Genomic DNA, 16868 nt, shown 5'->3' with positions numbered 1-16868 from the left:
CAACTCTCGACGCTCGATTCGAGGTGGTGGATTACGCTTCGCTAATCCACCCTACGCGTTCCTTTCGCAGCCTCTACGCCGCGCGGATATTGGCCATGAAGCGATCGAGTTCGGCGCGCAGGCGGGTGCTTTCGGATGACAGCGTCTTGGCCGAGTGCAGCACCTCCTCCGAGGCCGAGCCGGTCTCGGCGGCGCCGCGGTTGACCTGGCCGATATCGGTGGCCGCGGTCTGGGTGCCCTGCGCCACGGTCTGCACGCTGCGCGCGATCTCCTGGGTCGCCGCGCCCTGCTGCTCGACCGCGCTGGCGATCGAGGTCGAGATCGACGAGATCTGGCCGATGGTCGCCCCGATCTCCTTGATCGCGACAACCGATTCCGCCGTGGCGCCCTGCATGCCCGCGATGTGCGAGGAGATCTCGTCGGTCGCCTTCGCGGTCTGGCTCGCCAGCGACTTCACCTCGCTGGCAACCACGGCAAAGCCGCGGCCGGCCTCGCCGGCGCGCGCCGCCTCGATGGTGGCATTGAGCGCCAGAAGATTGGTCTGCTCGGCAATCGCCGTGATCAGCTTGACCACTTCGCCGATCTGCTGGGCCGCATGCGACAGCTTTCCGATGCGCCCGTCGGTTTCCTTGGCCTGGACCACGGCGGCCTCCGCGATGCGGCTGGAGTCGCGGACCTGGCGGCCGATCTCCTCGACCGAGGCGGACAGCTCCTCGGTCGCGGTCGCGACCGACTGCATGTTGGAAGAGGCCTGCTCGGAGACGCCGGCGACCTGGCTCGACAGGCTCTGGGTGGTCTCGGCGGTGCGGGTCAGCGTCGAGGCCGCCGATTCCAGCTGCACGGCCGAAGCCGAGACGTTGGAGACGATGGCGCCGACCGCGCTTTCGAAATCGTCGGCGAAGCGGATCAGCTCGGCGCGGCGGCTGGCGGCCTGCTCCCGGTTCTGGACCTCGCTGGCGGCGGCGTCGCGCTCGGCCTTGGCCACGGCTTGAACCTTGAACTCCTCGACCGCGCCGGCCATCTCGCCGATCTCGTCCTTGCGGCCGAGGCCCGGCAGCACGACGTCGAAATTGCCCGAGGCAAGCTCCCGCATCGCCTTGCACATCGCGATCATCGGACGCGAGATGCCGTTGCCGAGCATCAGGGCGAGGACAGCTCCGATGGCAAGGCCGCCGAGCGCCAGCATCATCATCAGTCGCTCGGTATCCAGGATCGTCGCATTGGCGCTCGCTTCGATGCGCTGCTGATCCGCAGTCAGCTCCGACCGCAGCTCGCCCGAGAGCTTGAGGATGGTCGCCGCGGTCTTGGTCATCTCGCCGTTCAGCTTGACGATGATCTTCACATTCTCCGACAGCTTGGTGAAGGAGGTGCGGTATTGCTTCAGGAGATTGCCGATCTCGGTCACGCGGTCGGTGATCTTCTGGTCGCTGGCATAGATCGAGACCAGCAGGGTCTCCAGGAATTTGACGCGGGCGATCACGCCGTCGGCGGTCTTGGGCTCCGGCTTGGCGACGAAGGCGCTGACCGAGGTGGAGACCGCCAGATATTGCGAGGTGATGTCCTTGGCCGTGGTCTGGACCGATGCCAGCCCCGCCAGCGCGGCAGTATCGGCGAGATCGTCGAACTTGAACCGGATCTTGTTGCCGACGCTGTTGAGCTCATCGGCCGCGATCTTGTTGTTCTCGCGCGTCAGCGTGATGATCTCTCCGAACACCTTCGTGAAGCGCTGGAACTCGGCCTCGAGCTTGCCGACCTGCTCGCGGCGCGCGGCGCCGGTCGTCGCGGCCACCGACTTGGCGATCGCGCCCTTCAGATTTTCTTCGGCGGCCTTGGCTGCGGTCTCGTCGTCCACCGCCCCCGTCAGGGTGTAGGCCCGTGCCAATCCTTGATAGGCGATCAGTTCGCGGTCGACCGTCCGCGCCAGGTCGGCTTCCGAGACGCTGGTGCGATAGGAGGCCACGGCGTCGGCAATCCGCTCGAAGCCGAAATAGGCGAAGGCCATGCTGACGGCGAGGATGGCCAGCACCGCCACGAAGCCGAGGATGATTTTTGCGCGAAACCGCAGAGTTGGCAGCTTCGATTGGTTCGACTTGGACTTGACCGACATTCCCCCACCCCATTCCATTCGCGGAAAACCAGGCGCAGCCGGAGAGCAGCCCGCCCCCCGTCTCGTCCGCACGGTAATTGGCAAAGGATAAGCTGTGGTAAATTTGTGGCGCCGCAACTGGCGTTAGATGACGCAAGGGAATTGTTAAGGTGTGCTTTCCGGCGCCGTTACAATTCAGTACCGCCAATCTCTCGCTGTCGTGCCGGACAAGCGTAGCGCAGTAAGATCGGTAGGGTGGGTTAGGCGAAGCCGTAACCCACCACTCAACTCTCGACGCTCGATTCGAGGTGGTGGATTACGCTTCGCTAATCCACCCTACGCGTTCCTTTCGCAGCCCCTACGCCGCGCGGATATTGGCCATGAAGCGATCGAGTTCGGCGCGCAGGCGGGTGCTTTCGGATGACAGCGTCTTGGCCGAGTGCAGCACCTCCTCCGAGGCCGAGCCGGTCTCGGCGGCGCCGCGGTTGACCTGGCCGATATCGGTGGCCGCGGTCTGGGTGCCCTGCGCCACGGTCTGAACGCTGCGCGCGATCTCCTGCGTCGCCGCGCCCTGCTGCTCGACCGCGCTGGCGATCGAGGTCGAGATCGACGAGATCTGGCCGATGGTCGCCCCGATCTCCTTGATCGCGACAACCGATTCCGCCGTGGCGCCCTGCATGCCCGCGATGTGCGAGGAGATCTCGTCGGTCGCCTTCGCGGTCTGGCTCGCCAGCGACTTCACCTCGCTGGCGACCACGGCAAAGCCGCGGCCGGCCTCGCCGGCGCGCGCCGCCTCGATGGTGGCATTGAGCGCTAAAAGGTTGGTCTGCTCGGCAATCGCCGTGATCAGCTTGACCACTTCGCCGATCTGCTGGGCCGCATGCGACAGCTTTCCGATGCGCCCGTCGGTTTCCTTGGCCTGGACCACGGCGGCCTCCGCGATGCGGCTGGAGTCGCGGACCTGGCGGCCGATCTCCTCGACCGAGGCGGACAGCTCCTCGGTCGCGGTCGCGACCGACTGCATGTTGGAGGAGGCCTGCTCGGAGACGCCGGCGACCTGGCTCGACAGGCTCTGGGTGGTCTCGGCGGTGCGGGTCAGCGTCGAGGCCGCCGATTCCAGCTGCACGGCCGAAGCCGAGACGTTGGAGACGATAGCACCGACCGCGCTCTCGAAATCGTCGGCGAAGCGGATCAGCTCGGCGCGGCGGCTTGCGGCCTGCTCCCGGTTCTGGACCTCGCTGGCGGCAGCGTCGCGCTCGGCCTTGGCCACGGCTTGAACCTTGAACTCCTCGACCGCGCCGGCCATCTCGCCGATCTCGTCCTTGCGGCCGAGGCCCGGCAGCACGACGTCGAAATTGCCCGAGGCAAGCTCCCGCATCGCCTTGCACATCGCAATCATCGGGCGCGAGATGCCCGTGCCCAGCACGAAGGCGAGAAGCGCGCCAAGCAGCGTGCCGCCAACGGCGAGGATCAGAACCAGCCGCTCGGTCCGCCCGATGGTCGCTTCCGACTCCGAGTCCAACCGTTGCTGTTCGGCGACGAGGTCCGCCTTCATGGCGGTGGCGCCTTGCAGAATCGCACCGGCCGAGCCGCTCATCTCGGTGACGAGGTCGTCGACCAACTTGGCTTTCGCGATCAGCTTTTCCAGCGCATCGCGATAGGCGCCGAGCAGCGCCTTGGCCTCCTTCAGGCCGGCGAGGACCTTGTCGTCCATGGAATAGACCGCGCCGAGCGAGTTCTCGACGAATTTCAGCCGCGCCATCGCACTTGCCCCGACGGCCTGGTCCGAGTTGAGAATGAAGTTGCTCGCGGCTGCACTCGCGGTCTGGAATTGGGCGTTGACCTGCTTGGTGCCGAATTCGATCGCCTGCGCCTCGGAGTCGGAGGCGTTGTTACCGATGTCGTCGAGCTTGTATTTCAGCAGGTTGGCGTTGCGCTGAAGCTGATTCTGGACCAGAAGCGCGCTGTCGCGCTTGGCCTCCAAGATCTTGGCGAAGGTCGCCGAGAAGTTTGAAAACTCCTTCGCGAGCTTGTTGAGGCTCTCCAGCCGCGCCGGCTTCCTGGCATTCTTGATCGCCTGATCGATCGCATTCTTCAGGCCGGCCTCGGTTTCCAGCGCCGCCTTGGCGTCGTCTTCCTTGCCGGTCACCACGAAATAACGGGCGGCCGAACGATAGCCGAGCAGTTCGCGATCGATATTGCGGGCGAGATCGGCCTCCGAGACGCTGATACGGTAGGATTCTACGCCTTCAGAAACGCGCTCGAAGCCGAAATAGGCGAAGGCGAGGCTCACCGCGGAGATGGCGAGCACAATCGCAAAGCCCAGGATGATCTTGGCGCGGAACCTAAGCGTGGGAAATAGCGTGCGCTTTGACGGCGAATTGATACGCCCGGACATTCCCCACCCCCAGATCGGCTTTTGCAAAGTGCAGCACGGCCGGGAGCAGCCCCGCCCGACCCGCGATGAAAATTAGGGCAGAATCGTCAAGGGGCGGTAAATTCGTGCCCGAACGCCGCCGGTCACGGAACACACCTTCCGCGGATCCGGCCGCTATGTTGCGACCAGACGAAAAAGGCCATACTCTTTGGGCACTTGTCAGGCACTCGGCATAAGACCGAGCGGATCCTTGAGGGAGAAGCGGAGTGGGGCAAACCGACTTTCGGTTTGGCGGTGCGTCAGGCGTTGCCGTCGCGAAGTCGAAGGCCGCGGGCGTCGCGCCGGCCGTTGCCGATCTCGCCGCTCAGCTCCCATCCGACGAGCTGGCACTCATCCTGCTCTTCGTCTCTCCATGCTACGATCCGCACCAATTCATCGCAGAGATCAGCCGGCAATTCGACGGGACCCAGGTCTGCGGTTGCACCACTGCCGGCGAGCTCGCTCCTGACGGCTGGGACGAGAACAGCGTCGTTGCCCTGGCCTTCAGCCGCGCCGACTTCTCGGCCGTGGTGCGGCCGATTCTCAATCTCGACAATTTTCGCGTCGAGGACGGCCGCAGGATCGGCACCGAGCTCCGGCAGGAATTGCTGCGGGTATCGTCGCAAGGCGAGCGCGGAAATCCGTTCGGCCTGGTTCTGATCGACGGCCTGTGCCGCCGCGAGGAAGCCGTGATGTCCGCGATCTATGCCTCCTTGGACGACATTCCCATCGTCGGGGGATCTGCGGGCGACGGCATGCGCTTCGAGCGGACCTGGGTGTTTCTCGACGGCAAGGCCCACACCAATGCCGCCCTGCTGATCCTCTTGAGCACGTCGCTGCCGTTCCGGGTCTTCAAATGTGACAATTTCGAACCGCGGCCCCGGAAGATGGTGGTCACCGAGGCCGACACCGAGAATCGAACGGTCAGGGAGCTGAACGCCGAGCCCGCGGCCCAGGAATATTCCCGCGTCGTCGGGATCATGGACGCCAAGCTCGACCCGTTCTCGTTCGCCTCGCATCCCGTTCTGGTCCGGGTCGGCGGCTCCTACTACGCCCGGTCGATCCAGCGCGTCGAACCGGACGGGTCGCTGCACTTCTTCTGCGCCATCGACGAAGGCATGGTGCTGACCGCAGCGACGTCGCGCAGCCTCGTCGGCACGACGCGCGAGGCCTTCGCGGAGACGCGCGACCAGATCGGCGAAGTCTCGCTCTATATCGGCTTCGAATGCCTGCTGCGCCGGCTCGACGCCGAGCAGCACCAGCTCGCCCGCGACATGTCCGAGCTCTACCGGCAGAATCGCGTCGTCGGCTTTCATACCTACGGCGAGCAGTTCGGCTCGATGCACGTGAACCAGACCTTCACGGGCGTCGCCATCGGCAGGCGTCCCGCGTGACCGGGCTGTGGCAGGACCCTGATGCGGTCGAGCAGCTGCAGCGGGAAACCGCGAAGCTGAGGAAGATCAATGCCGCGCTGATGTCCCGCGTCGAGCGCTCGATGGACCAGCAGCTCAACGCCTTCTCGCTGTTCGAGACCGCCATCGCGCTCGACCGGCAGGTCCGCGACCGCACCTACCAATTGCGCGAGGCGCTGCATTCGATCGAACGCGCCAATGAGGGTCTGTATCGCGCCAAGCAGCAGGCCGAGGCCGCCAGCTCGCTCAAATCGTCCGTCCTGATCTCGGTCACCCACGATCTGCTGCAGCCGCTGAACGCGGCGCGCCTGACGCTCTCGGCGCTGGCCGAGATGATGGAAACGCAGGAGGCGGGTCTGCTGATCGACCAGGTCGACCGCTCGCTGGTGACGCTGGAGGATCTGTTGCGCTCGCTGCTGGAGATCGCCAAGCTCGACGCCGGCGCGCTCAGGCCTGACGTGCGTCCGCTGGCGCTGGCGCCGCTGTTCGAGCAGCTTCGCAACGAATTCGCCCCGCTCGCTGCGCGGCAAGGCCTGTCCTTGCGCATCCGCAGCTCGCCGGTCGCGGTGTCGTCGGACGCGATGATGCTCCGACGCATCCTGCAAAATCTGCTCGCCAATGCCATCCGCTACACCCGCAGCGGCGGCGTCGTGATGGGGTGCAGGCGCCGAGGCAACCGCATCTGCGTCCAGGTCTCCGATACCGGACCGGGAATCGCGCAGACGCAACAGGAGGCCATCTTTCGCGAATTCCAGCGCGGCGAAGCCAGCGCAACCGACCAGGCCGGGTTCGGGCTCGGTCTCTCCATCGTTCGCCGCTTCGCGACGGTGCTCGGACACGAGGTGCGGCTGTCGTCGCAGGTCGGCAAGGGATCGACGTTCGTCCTCGAGCTCGAGCCGGCCGATCTCGCCGAGGTCAGCGACGAGGTGCACGAGCCCAAGCTCAGTGAACGTCAATATGGCGGCCTCGAAGGCGCCAAGATCCTGCTGGTCGAGAACGACCCATCCGGCTCCGAGGCCATGGCCGCCCTGCTGGAAGGATGGGGATGCGACGTCGCGACCACGCCCTCGGCTGCGGACGCGCTGCTGCGCCTCAGCGAGCTGGGCGGAGCGCCCGACGCGGTCATCGCCGATCTTCATCTCGATCACGGCGAGAGCGGATTGTCGGCGATCGCCGACATCCGGGAGCACCTCAAGCTCGACGTCCCCGCGATGATCATCACCGCCGATTATTCCGAGAAGGCCGCCAAGCAAGCGAGCCTCGTCGGCCTCGAAGTCCTGAAGAAGCCGGTCAAGCCCGCCGAGATGCGCGCGCTGTTGTCGTTCCTGCTGAGCTAGCTAGCGCACGATCCGGAAAAATGCGCAGCGGTTTTACTGCTGATCCGGTTGGGCACGATCGCCCCTCGGCACGGGGCCCTCGCCTGCCAGCGTCGCGAAATCGATTCTGGACATCTCGACGATCGCCTTGGTGCGGCTGACGACGTTCAGCTTGCGCAGGATGTCGGAGACATGGACCTTCACGGTGGTCTCGGAAATCTTCAGCTCATAGGCGATCTGCTTGTTCTGAAGGCCGCGCTTGAGCATTTCGAGGACCCGCAATTGCTGCGGCGTCAGATCGTGCAGCCGCTTCAGCAGATCATGGGCGGGACTTGGAGCCCGCTGCGGCCGCAATGCGCGATAGGCATCGGGAAGGCAGACGAGACCCCGCAGCGCCTCGCCGATCGACTGGGCGAGCTCCTGCTTGGAGCAGGATTTGAAGATGTAACCGGCGACGCCCAGCGACAAGGCGCCTGAGATGATTCTGGGATCCTGATGTCCCGACACGATGACGACGGGGACCTTCGGGAAGGCCTTGCGGATGCGAACGATGCCCGAGAGGCCGGTCGTGCCCGGCATCGACAGATCGAGCAGCAGGAGATCAAGCTCGGCGCCCGCGGACAGCTGCTCAAGCGCGCCGTCGACCGACGTCGCCTGCAGGATCGCGGCCCCGGGCGCCACCATTTGCAGCGCGCCTTCGAGCGCCTCGCGAAACAACGGATGGTCTTCCACAATCAGAAATCGGGTCACGCGTCAGCCATCCCCAAATCGTTGCCGGATGTCGAGCTTGACCGGAGGATGTATCAGCTGGCGCGCGCCGGCTTGATCGAAGTCAACAACGGCAAGGCCGATCATTGCGGCCTGCCGCGGTCGGCCCGCGCATAGGGCCGGTTCCTGGGATCGGGCAGGTCCATCTTGCCGATCTCGATGATCGCCTTGTTGCGGCTGAACAGACCGAGCTTGCGCAGGATCTCGGTGATGTGCGCCTTGACCGTGGATTCGGCGAGCTGGAGCTCCTGCGCGATCTGCCGGTTCGGGTAGCCGCGGCGCAGCAGGTCCAGGACCCTGATCTGCTGCGGCGTGAGCTCGCGGAGCTTGACCTCGAGGGCCTTGCTGGTCTCGGCCTTTCGCCGCTGCGGCGTCGCCACGAAATCTCGCGGCACCGACACCGATCCGGACAGCACGCCCTCGATCGAGGCGGCCAGCTCGCGCTTCGACGTCGACTTCGGCAGATAACCGGCCGCCCCGAGCGCCAGCGCTTCGCGGACCACGTGCTGGTCCTCCTCGCTCGATACGATGGCGACCGGCAGGCGCGGATAGGTTTCGCGCAAGCGGAGGAAACCGGAGAAGCCGGTCGCATCGGGCAGCGACAGATCGAGCAGCGCGAGGTCGATCCCCTGCTCGGCCGACAGGATGTCCAGCGCGTCCTCGATCGACATCGCCTCCAGGATGCGGGCCTCCGGCAAGGCCAGCCGCACGGCGTTGCCCAGAGCTTCGCGAAACAGCGGATGATCGTCGATGATCAGGAAGCTGGTCATGGCGCCTTCCAAAGGATCCACCGCACTTCGCGGCAGCAGCGCACCCATCCGTGCCGGTCCGGCGTCGGAAAGATGCAGCATGGATGCTACCACATCTTGCCGGTTCCGTCCGTTCAGTCGTTCGATTCGACCTGGACCGTCAGCAGGAAGGAATAGATGCTGTCGAACTGGTTGTCGGTGAAGACCTCCTTCCACGCCGGCATGCCCTTGGCCGGTCGCCCGTCATGCACGGTCTTCAAGTAGGTGTCGCGCATGTCGTCGCCGTAGCGGTGACGCAGGAGCCGCAGGTCGATCTTGCGCTCGCTCTGGATGGCGTCGGGGCCGTGGCAATGCGCGCAGGTGCCGTTGAAGATCTCCTTGCCTGCACGCGCGATCTCCGCATTCGGCGCCGCCGCATCGCCCTTGGTCTCGGTCGCCACCACATTTGCGACCTGTCCTACGGCCGCGCCGGGACCCGCTCCGGTCGTGGTTCCCGCCGGCATGGCCTCGGCCGTGCCGAAGCGGACGGGCTGCCCGTCCGGCAAGCCGTATTTCACCGCGAGACCAGCGATCGTCTTCTGAAGTGTCGGCAGGATCGCATCGACGCGATCGCGGAGCTCGGCCGATCCCCTCGCGAAGCCGATGGCGGCATCCCATGACAGGCCTTCGCCTTCGGTGAGCCGGATCTGATAGCGATCGTTATAGGCGGTCATGTTCAACCAGCCGGCGACGGGCCCCCAGATGAAGGCGACGTCCGCCCTGCCCTGGTCGATCGCCTGCATGGCCTCCTCGGGCGACAGCACCGTCACCTTCTGGATGTCGTCACGTGTCGCGAGAAGGTTTTGCGGTGTGCTGGCGAACTGGACGGCGACGCGCTTGCCTCTGAGGTCGTCGACGCCGCCGATCGCCTGAGCTTTCGCCGCGACCAGGGCATAGCCTTCCTTCGCGATGGTGTCGGAGAAGATCACGGCCGGTCCCATGAAATCCTCGGACCGCGGCAGGCCGATCATGGCGTCGCATTGCTTGCCCAGCAGCGTGACCCGCACGGTCCGCTTGCCGAAATAGGATTTGTACCAATCATACGTGATCGGTTGGCCGAGCGCCTGTGCCAGCGCCTGGCCGATTTCGACATAGAAGCCCGGCTGCGACGGATTATCGCTCGAGAACGGCAGATTGGTCGGATCGGCGCACAGGCGAAACGGCTTGGTCTCGTCGGCATGAACGGCTGAGGCCGATGCGATCGCCGCGGACATTGCGGCCCATGCGAGCCGTCCCGCGATGCTGTGATGTCGGCGCTTGCCTTTCCCTGGATTGATCGGACGCATCCTCGTCTCCGGCAGTTGGGAATTGGTGGACCTGGCGTTGCGGCACGGGGTCTGAGCCAAGATCAGGCCTGTGCCGTCGCCGCGCGATGTCGAGAAAGCACGCGCGCATCCCGTCTCCTTCGGGATACGCGCGCGAGTCGTCACTGGACGGAGAACACGAAGAGCGAGCCGCCCTCGGGGGCTGCGGCCGTCATCTTCTTTCCAACCTCGCCCAGGAACGCGGGCAATGCCGCCGTGCGGCCGACGACGATGGCAACGTATTGCTTGCCGTCGACGCTGTAGGTCACCGGGCCCGCGCCGATGCCGGAGCCGAGATTCTTGCTCCACAGCACCTTGCCGGACTTCGCATCGATGGCGCGGAAGTCGCCATGGATGTTGCCGGCGAACACGAGGCCGCCGCCGGTGGTCAGCGTGCCGCCGTTGAACGGCAGGTCTTCCTTGATCGACCAGACCTTCTTCTGGGCGATCGGATCCCAGGCCACGAGTTCGCCGAGGAAGCCGCCGGGGCCTTCCTTGGTGGGGAATTCGGCGCCGAGATAGAACACGCCGCGCTTGTAGGTGACGTCGGAGACCGACCAGTCCATGCAGACATTGTTCGAGGGGATGTAGACGAGCCCGGTCTGCGGATTGAAGGACATCGGCTGCCAGTTCTTGCCGCCGATCAGGTTCGGGCAGATGTCCTTGGCGGGATGGCCCGGCCCCGGACGCTTGTCCGGGTCTTCGACCGCGCGCATGGTGTTGACGTCCCACTTCTTCGCCCAGTTGGAGAAGACGTATTTCTCCGCCGAGAGCACCTTGCCAGTCTCGCGGTTGGCGACGAAGAAGTAGCCGTTGCGGTCCGCCTTCATCAGCGCCGGAACGGTGTTGCCGCCGATCTTCAGGTCCGCGAGCACGGCCTCGTTGACGCCGTCATAGTCCCAGGCGTCGGCCGGCGTGGTCTGGATGTGCCACTTGATCTTGCCGGTGTTGGGATCGAGCGCGAGCGTCGAGGCGGTGTAGAGGTTGGTCAGCTTGCCGAAATTGCCGTCGCCGGTCGAACGGACGCCGGTGTTCCACGGACCGGGATTGCTGGTGCCCCAATAGACGGTGTCGGTCTTGGGATCGTAGGAGCCGACCAGCCAGGCCGCGCCGCCGCCATGCTGGGCGGAATCGCCCTTCCAGGTGTCGCCGCCGGGCTCGTCCGGACTGGGGACCGTGAAGGTCTGCCACAGCTGCTTGCCGGTGTTGATGTCGAAGGCCTGGAGCGAGCCGCGCACGCCGTATTCGCCGCCACCGAACCCGGTGATGACCTTGTCGCGCACGACCAGCGGAGGCGAGGTGATGACCGAGCCCTGCTTGTAGTCGACGACCTTCGTGGTCCACAGCGACTTGCCGGTCGCGGCATCGAGCGCCGTCAGCTTGCCGTCGAGACGGCCGATGAAGATCTTTCCGTCCGCATAGGAGACGCCGCGATTGTTCACGTCGCAGCAGGCATATTGCAGCACGTCCTCGGGAATTTCGGGCTCCCAGGTCCACTTGCGCGCGCCGGTCGCGGCATCGAGCGCATAGACGTATTTCGGGCCCCAGGAGCTCGACACGTACAGCGTGTTGCCAATGACGATCGGCGAGGATTCGTTCGAGCGCAGCGACGCCAGCGAGAACGAATAAGCGAGCGTCAGCTTGCCGGCGTTCTCGGTGTTGATCTGCTTGAGCGGGCTGTAGCGCGTGTTGGCGTAGTCGTGGCCGGCAACGGCCCACTGGTTTGCATCCGATTGCGCCTTGATCAGCGAGTCGTTGGCGCGAACGCCTGAGTTCACGGCGGCCAGCACCGCAATCATCGAGATGCCAGCCAAGAATCCCTTCGTTCCAAAGGTCATGTATTCCCTCCACGATGTTGTTGTGCACGCCACGTTGGACGCCTGAGCGCGTTGCGCTCGCGATGCGCAGTTCGTCTGCGAACCATCGTTGGAAATTACAGCATCGGCTTGTGGCGCTTAGTATAGGCGGAAGGTAGTAGTGCAAATCATTGGCGACTTTCGCCGCTCATCTCGTTGTCCCGCCTTGTGTCTTGCCCTTATTTTGCAGCTCGAAATGCGCCATCGAATTCAGGCAGCATCGCGCCGCGATCGCGCATCGGTCACGATGACGGCGCTACCAATGCGGCGAAGTTGTCGAAGAAGCTCACGGCGAGTTTTCGCGACGTCGAATCGATCAACCGCGCGCCGAGCTGCGCGAGCTTGCCGCCGATCTGCGCCTCCGCTTCGTAATGCAGGATGGTGACGTCCGGTGTCTCTTCGGCGAGCCTGACCTTCGCGCCGCCCTTGGCAAAGCCGGCGACGCCGCCGGCGCCCTCGCCGACGATGCGATAGCCGTTGGGCGCATCGATATCGGTCAGCGTGACCTTGCCGCTGAACGTCGCCTTCACCGGACCGACCTTCAGCACCACAATGGCCGTCATCTCCGTGGGCGACGCCATCTCGAGCGATTGGCAGCCGGGAATGCAGCGCCTCAGAATCTCGGGATCGTTGAGCGCGGCCCAGACTTTCGCTTTCGACGCCGGGATGCGCTGGCTCTCGTTCATCTGCATCGTTCCACCCTCCGTTGTGCTTGCTCAGCGCGGATAGGGCGGCAGCCGCCGTCGATCAATCGCCAGGAAGTAGGAGGCGAGCGGACGCGGCGCCCATCGCCCCCAGAAGAATCACAGTAAAATCAACTACTTAGCGTTCCGCCACATACTACCAAGATCGCGATTACAAAGCCGCGGGCACGTGCTCCTATTCACGCCAAGGAACAAGATATCCAGGGGAGAGCAACGTGCGACAGGGCTGAACTCGCGCGCGAGCGGTGGCGATACGCGGCGTCGACGCTGCGACATTGCCCGCGGAAGCGATGCCGAACTTTCCACACCTGCCTTGCGGCCGCGCCACGTGTTGGTGACGGCTCGGAGCGTCATGACCGAATTGCGCGCCGTAACGACTGCCACGATGACCTTTCCATGACGCGAGGTCACCAAAATGCCAGTTGCAAAGTTCCGTTGCGCTGTCTCTAATTAGAACCAATCAAAATCACTTTGGGAGGACGTCACGTGTCTACAGTCAAACTGACGGTGAACGGCAAGGCCGTTGCCGTCGATGTCGAGGACCGCACGCTGCTGGTCCAGCTTCTGCGCGATCACCTCAACCTCACCGGGACCCATGTCGGCTGCGACACCAGCCAGTGCGGGGCCTGCGTGGTCCATATGGACGGCAAGGCGGTGAAATCCTGCACCATGCTGGCGGGCCAGGCCGACGGCTCCACCATCACCACCATCGAGGGCATCGCCAAGGGCGACGAGCTGCACCCGATGCAAGCCGCCTTCCGCGACAATCATGGTCTTCAATGCGGCTATTGCACGCCGGGCATGATCATGTCGGCGATCGACATCGTGCATCGCCATGGTGGTCAGCTCGACGAGGCGACCGTCCGCAGCGAGCTGGAAGGCAATATCTGCCGCTGCACCGGCTACCACAACATCGTCAAGGCCGTGCTGGATGCAGCCGGGCGCATGAAGGTCTCGCAGGCGGCCGAGTAAATCGGCGCGCCTCGAAAGAAGAATCACCGCCTGCTGCTTTCGAAGGAAAGCGCAGCCATAAAATTTCCGGTCGGGAGGACCAGACATGGGTGTTGAAGGTATCGGCGCGCGCGTCGTGCGCAAGGAAGACAAGCGTTTCATCACCGGCAAGGGCCGCTACGTCGACGACATCAAGCTGACGGGCATGACCCATGCCCATTTCATCCGCAGCCCGCACGCCCACGCCAAGGTGAAGAAGATCGATTCGTCGGCCGCGCTGAAGATGCCGGGCGTGGTCGCGGTGCTCACGGGCCAGCAGATCGTCGACGACAAGGTCGGCAACCTGATCTGCGGCTGGGCCATCACCTCCAAGGACGGCAGCCCGATGAAGATGGGCGCCTGGCCGGCGATGGCGCCGGAGACGGTGCGCTTCGTCGGGCAGGCCGTCGCGGTCGTGATCGCCGAAAGCAAGAATCTGGCGCGCGATGCCGCGGAAGCGGTCGTCGTCGACTACGAAGAACTTCCCGCGGTCGCCGACGTCCAGGCCGCGATCAAATCAGGCGCGCCGCAGCTTCATCCCGAAGCGCCCGGCAACCAGGTCTATGACTGGGTGATCGGCGACGAGGGCGCCGTAAATGCGGCCTTCGCCAAGGCCGCCAATGTGGTGAAGCTCGACGTCACCAACAACCGCCTCGCCCCGAATGCAATGGAGCCGCGGGCGGCGATCGCCGATTACGATGCGGCGGAAGAGCACTTCACGCTCTACACGACCTCGCAGAACCCGCACGTCGCCCGCCTCGTGCTGTCGGCGTTCTACAATATCGCGCCCGAGCACAAGCTGCGCGTGATCGCCCCCGATGTCGGCGGCGGCTTCGGCTCCAAGATCTTCATCTATCCCGAGGAGATGGTGGCGCTGTGGGCTTCGAAGAAGGTAGGCCGTCCCGTGAAATGGACCGGCGACCGCACCGAGGCCTTCCTCACCGACGCGCATGGCCGCGACCATGTGACCCATGCCGAGATGGCGTTCGACGCCAACAACAAGATCACCGGCTTCAAGGTGAAGACCTACGCCAATTTCGGCGCCTACATGTCGCTGTTCTCGTCCTCGGTACCGACCTATCTCTACGCGACGCTGCTGTCGGGCCAGTACAACATCCCGGCGATCCATGCCGAGGTGATCGGGGTCTACACCAACACCACGCCGGTCGACGCCTATCGTGGCGCGGGCCGTCCCGAGGCCAGCTATCTGATCGAACGTCTGATGGAAACGGCGGCGCGGCAGCTCAAGGTCGATCCGGCCGAACTGCGCCGGAGCAACTTCATCACCCAGTTCCCGCACCAGACACCCGTGATCATGGCCTACGACACCGGCGACTTCAACGCCTCGCTCGATGCCGCGATGAAGGCGATCGACTATGCCGGCTTCCCCGCCCGCAAGGCCAAGGCGAAGGCCGATGGCAAGCTGCGCGGGATCGGCGTGTCCTGCTACATCGAGGCCTGCGGCATCGCGCCGTCGAAGGCGGTCGGCAGCCTGGGCGCCGGCGTCGGCCTGTGGGAATCGGCCGAGGTGCGCGTCAATCCGGTCGGCACCATCGAGATCCTCACGGGGTCGCACAGCCACGGCCAGGGTCATGAGACCACATTCTGCCAGCTCGTCGCGGAGCGCCTCGGCGTTCCCATCAGCCAGGTCTCGATCGTCCATGGCGACACCGACAAGGTGCAGTTCGGCATGGGCACCTACGGCTCGCGCTCGGCGGCCGTCGGCCTCACCGCGATCCTGAAGGCGATGGAGAAGATGGAAGCGAAGGCCAAGAAGATTGCAGCCCATGCGCTGGAAGCTTCCGAGGCCGACATCGTCATCGAGAACGGCGAGTTCAAGGTGACCGGCACCGACAAGGCGATCGCCCTGCCGATGGTGGCGCTCGCGGCCTACACCGCGCACAATCTGCCTGACGGGATGGAGCCGGGCCTGAAGGAAAGCGCCTTCTACGACCCGACCAACTTCACCTTCCCGGCCGGCACCTATATCTGCGAGCTCGAGGTCGATTCCGGCACCGGCAAGACCTCCTTCGTCAACTTCGTCGCGGCCGACGATTTCGGCCGGCTGATCAACCCGATGATCGTCGAGGGCCAGGTCCATGGCGGCCTTGTTCAAGGCATCGGACAGGCCCTGCTCGAGCATGCGATCTACGATGCCAACGGCCAGCCGGTCACGGCCTCGTTCATGGACTACGCCATGCCGCGCGCCGACGATGTGCCCTCATTCAATCTCTCCCACACCACGACGCTGTGCCCGGGCAATCCCTTGGGCATCAAGGGTTGCGGTGAGGCCGGCGCGATCGGGGCGTCAGCGGCCGTGATCAACGCGATCACGGATGCGATCGGCAAGAACAATCTGGAAATGCCCGCGACCCCTGACCGGGTCTGGCGCACCATCCACGCGGCTTAAGAGGGAGCAACCAAGATGTACCAGACCACCTATCATCGCGCTTCCTCGGTCGACGAGGCCGTCAGCCTGTTCGGCAAGAGCAGCGAAGCGAAGTTCCTGGCCGGTGGCCAGACGCTGCTGCCTGTGATGAAGCAGCGGCTCGCAAGCCCCTCCGACGTCATCGACCTCGGCAAGATCAAGGAGCTGCAGGGCGTCGAATTGTCGGGCGACACGCTGACCATCAAGGCCGCCACGACCTATTACGACATCATGACGAATGCCGATGTGAAGAAAGCGATTCCCGCGATCGCCCATCTCACCTCGGTGCTGGGCGACCCTGCCGTGCGCTATCGCGGCACGATCGGCGGCTCGATTGCCAACAACGATCCCGCCGCGGACTTCCCGGCCGCGCTGCTCGCGCTCGGCGCCACCGTCAAGACCAACAAGCGGTCAATTGCGGTGGAGGATTTCTTCCAGGGCCTGTTCTCGACGGCGCTCGAAGACGGCGAGCTCATTACCGCCGTATCATTCCCCGTGCCGGCGAAGGCAGGCTATGAGAAGATGCGCCATCCGGCCTCGCGCTTCGCGCTGACCGGGGTGTTCGTGGCCCAGACCAAGTCGGGCGAGGTTCGCGTCGCCGCCACAGGCGCCTCGCAGAGCGGCGTGATGCGGGTTCCCGCCATCGAAGCCGCGCTGAAGGCGAACTGGTCGCCGGCGGCGATCGACGGCGTCAGCATTTCGGCAAACGGATTGCTGGCCGATATCCACGGCACCGCGGAGTATCGCGCCAATCTCATCAAGGTGATGGCGCAACGCGCGGTTTCTGCTGCGGGTTGATC

Annotated in this window: 12 protein-coding genes; 5 read left to right on the top strand and 7 right to left on the bottom strand. The window is 64.7% G+C overall.

Going from position 1 to position 16868, the window contains the following annotated elements; all coding sequences use genetic code 11:
- Positions 1-73: 73 nt before the first annotated feature.
- On the bottom strand, positions 74-2107 hold the full coding sequence (locus tag AC066S_RS31110) for a methyl-accepting chemotaxis protein (protein WP_478271394.1): 2034 nt from the start codon (positions 2105-2107) through the stop codon (positions 74-76).
- A gap of 337 nt (positions 2108-2444) precedes the next feature.
- The gene (locus AC066S_RS31105) at positions 2445-4484 is read right to left on the bottom strand and encodes a methyl-accepting chemotaxis protein (protein ID WP_478271393.1); all 2040 of its coding nucleotides are present in this window, start codon (positions 4482-4484) and stop codon (positions 2445-2447) included.
- Positions 4485-4729: 245 nt separating this feature from the next.
- On the opposite strand from AC066S_RS31105, the gene AC066S_RS31100 reads away from it, so the two are divergent.
- Positions 4730-5896 (top strand): FIST N-terminal domain-containing protein, encoded by a 1167-nt coding sequence (locus tag AC066S_RS31100; RefSeq protein ID WP_126260632.1) that lies wholly within the window; start codon positions 4730-4732, stop codon positions 5894-5896.
- Complete coding sequence (locus AC066S_RS31095; protein WP_478271392.1) at positions 5893-7251, top strand: hybrid sensor histidine kinase/response regulator; 1359 nt, start codon at positions 5893-5895, stop codon at positions 7249-7251. Before AC066S_RS31100 ends, AC066S_RS31095 begins: the two co-directional genes overlap by 4 nt.
- A gap of 33 nt (positions 7252-7284) precedes the next feature.
- Here AC066S_RS31095 and AC066S_RS31090 read toward each other — a convergent pair whose 3' ends face one another.
- The 5 genes from AC066S_RS31090 to AC066S_RS31070 form a co-directional block, all read right to left on the bottom strand.
- Positions 7285-7980, bottom strand: a complete 696-nt coding sequence (locus AC066S_RS31090) for a response regulator (protein WP_478271391.1) — start codon at positions 7978-7980, stop codon at positions 7285-7287.
- A gap of 101 nt (positions 7981-8081) precedes the next feature.
- Positions 8082-8768 carry a response regulator gene (locus tag AC066S_RS31085; protein WP_126260742.1) on the bottom strand — a complete coding sequence of 229 codons (687 nt, stop codon included), beginning with the start codon at positions 8766-8768 and terminating at the stop codon, positions 8082-8084.
- 113 nt (positions 8769-8881) lie between these two features.
- Entirely contained in the window at positions 8882-10072 is a 1191-nt protein-coding gene (locus AC066S_RS31080) for a c-type cytochrome (protein WP_478271390.1), read from the bottom strand.
- 140 nt (positions 10073-10212) lie between these two features.
- Entirely contained in the window at positions 10213-11928 is a 1716-nt protein-coding gene (locus AC066S_RS31075) for a PQQ-dependent methanol/ethanol family dehydrogenase (RefSeq protein ID WP_478271389.1), read from the bottom strand.
- Positions 11929-12188: 260 nt separating this feature from the next.
- Positions 12189-12638, bottom strand: coding sequence for an SRPBCC family protein (locus tag AC066S_RS31070; RefSeq protein WP_478271388.1), 450 nt, complete (start codon positions 12636-12638; stop codon positions 12189-12191).
- 498 nt (positions 12639-13136) lie between these two features.
- On the opposite strand from AC066S_RS31070, the gene AC066S_RS31065 reads away from it, so the two are divergent.
- The 3 genes from AC066S_RS31065 to AC066S_RS31055 all read left to right on the top strand — a co-directional run bounded on the left by AC066S_RS31065 (position 13137) and on the right by AC066S_RS31055 (position 16866).
- Positions 13137-13622, top strand: coding sequence for a (2Fe-2S)-binding protein (locus AC066S_RS31065; protein WP_126260626.1), 486 nt, complete (start codon positions 13137-13139; stop codon positions 13620-13622).
- 85 nt (positions 13623-13707) lie between these two features.
- Positions 13708-16050: a xanthine dehydrogenase family protein molybdopterin-binding subunit gene (locus AC066S_RS31060; protein WP_478271387.1), complete on the top strand. Its 2343-nt coding sequence runs from the start codon at positions 13708-13710 to the stop codon at positions 16048-16050.
- Between the two features lie 15 nt (positions 16051-16065).
- Entirely contained in the window at positions 16066-16866 is an 801-nt protein-coding gene (locus AC066S_RS31055) for an FAD binding domain-containing protein (RefSeq protein WP_478271386.1), read from the top strand.
- Positions 16867-16868 lie beyond the last annotated feature (2 nt).

It is taken from the genome of Bradyrhizobium sp. CFUWI, assembly GCF_056429085.1.
Note: the sequence above shows the minus strand (reverse complement) of the source record. Positions and strands in the feature narration are given on the sequence as shown.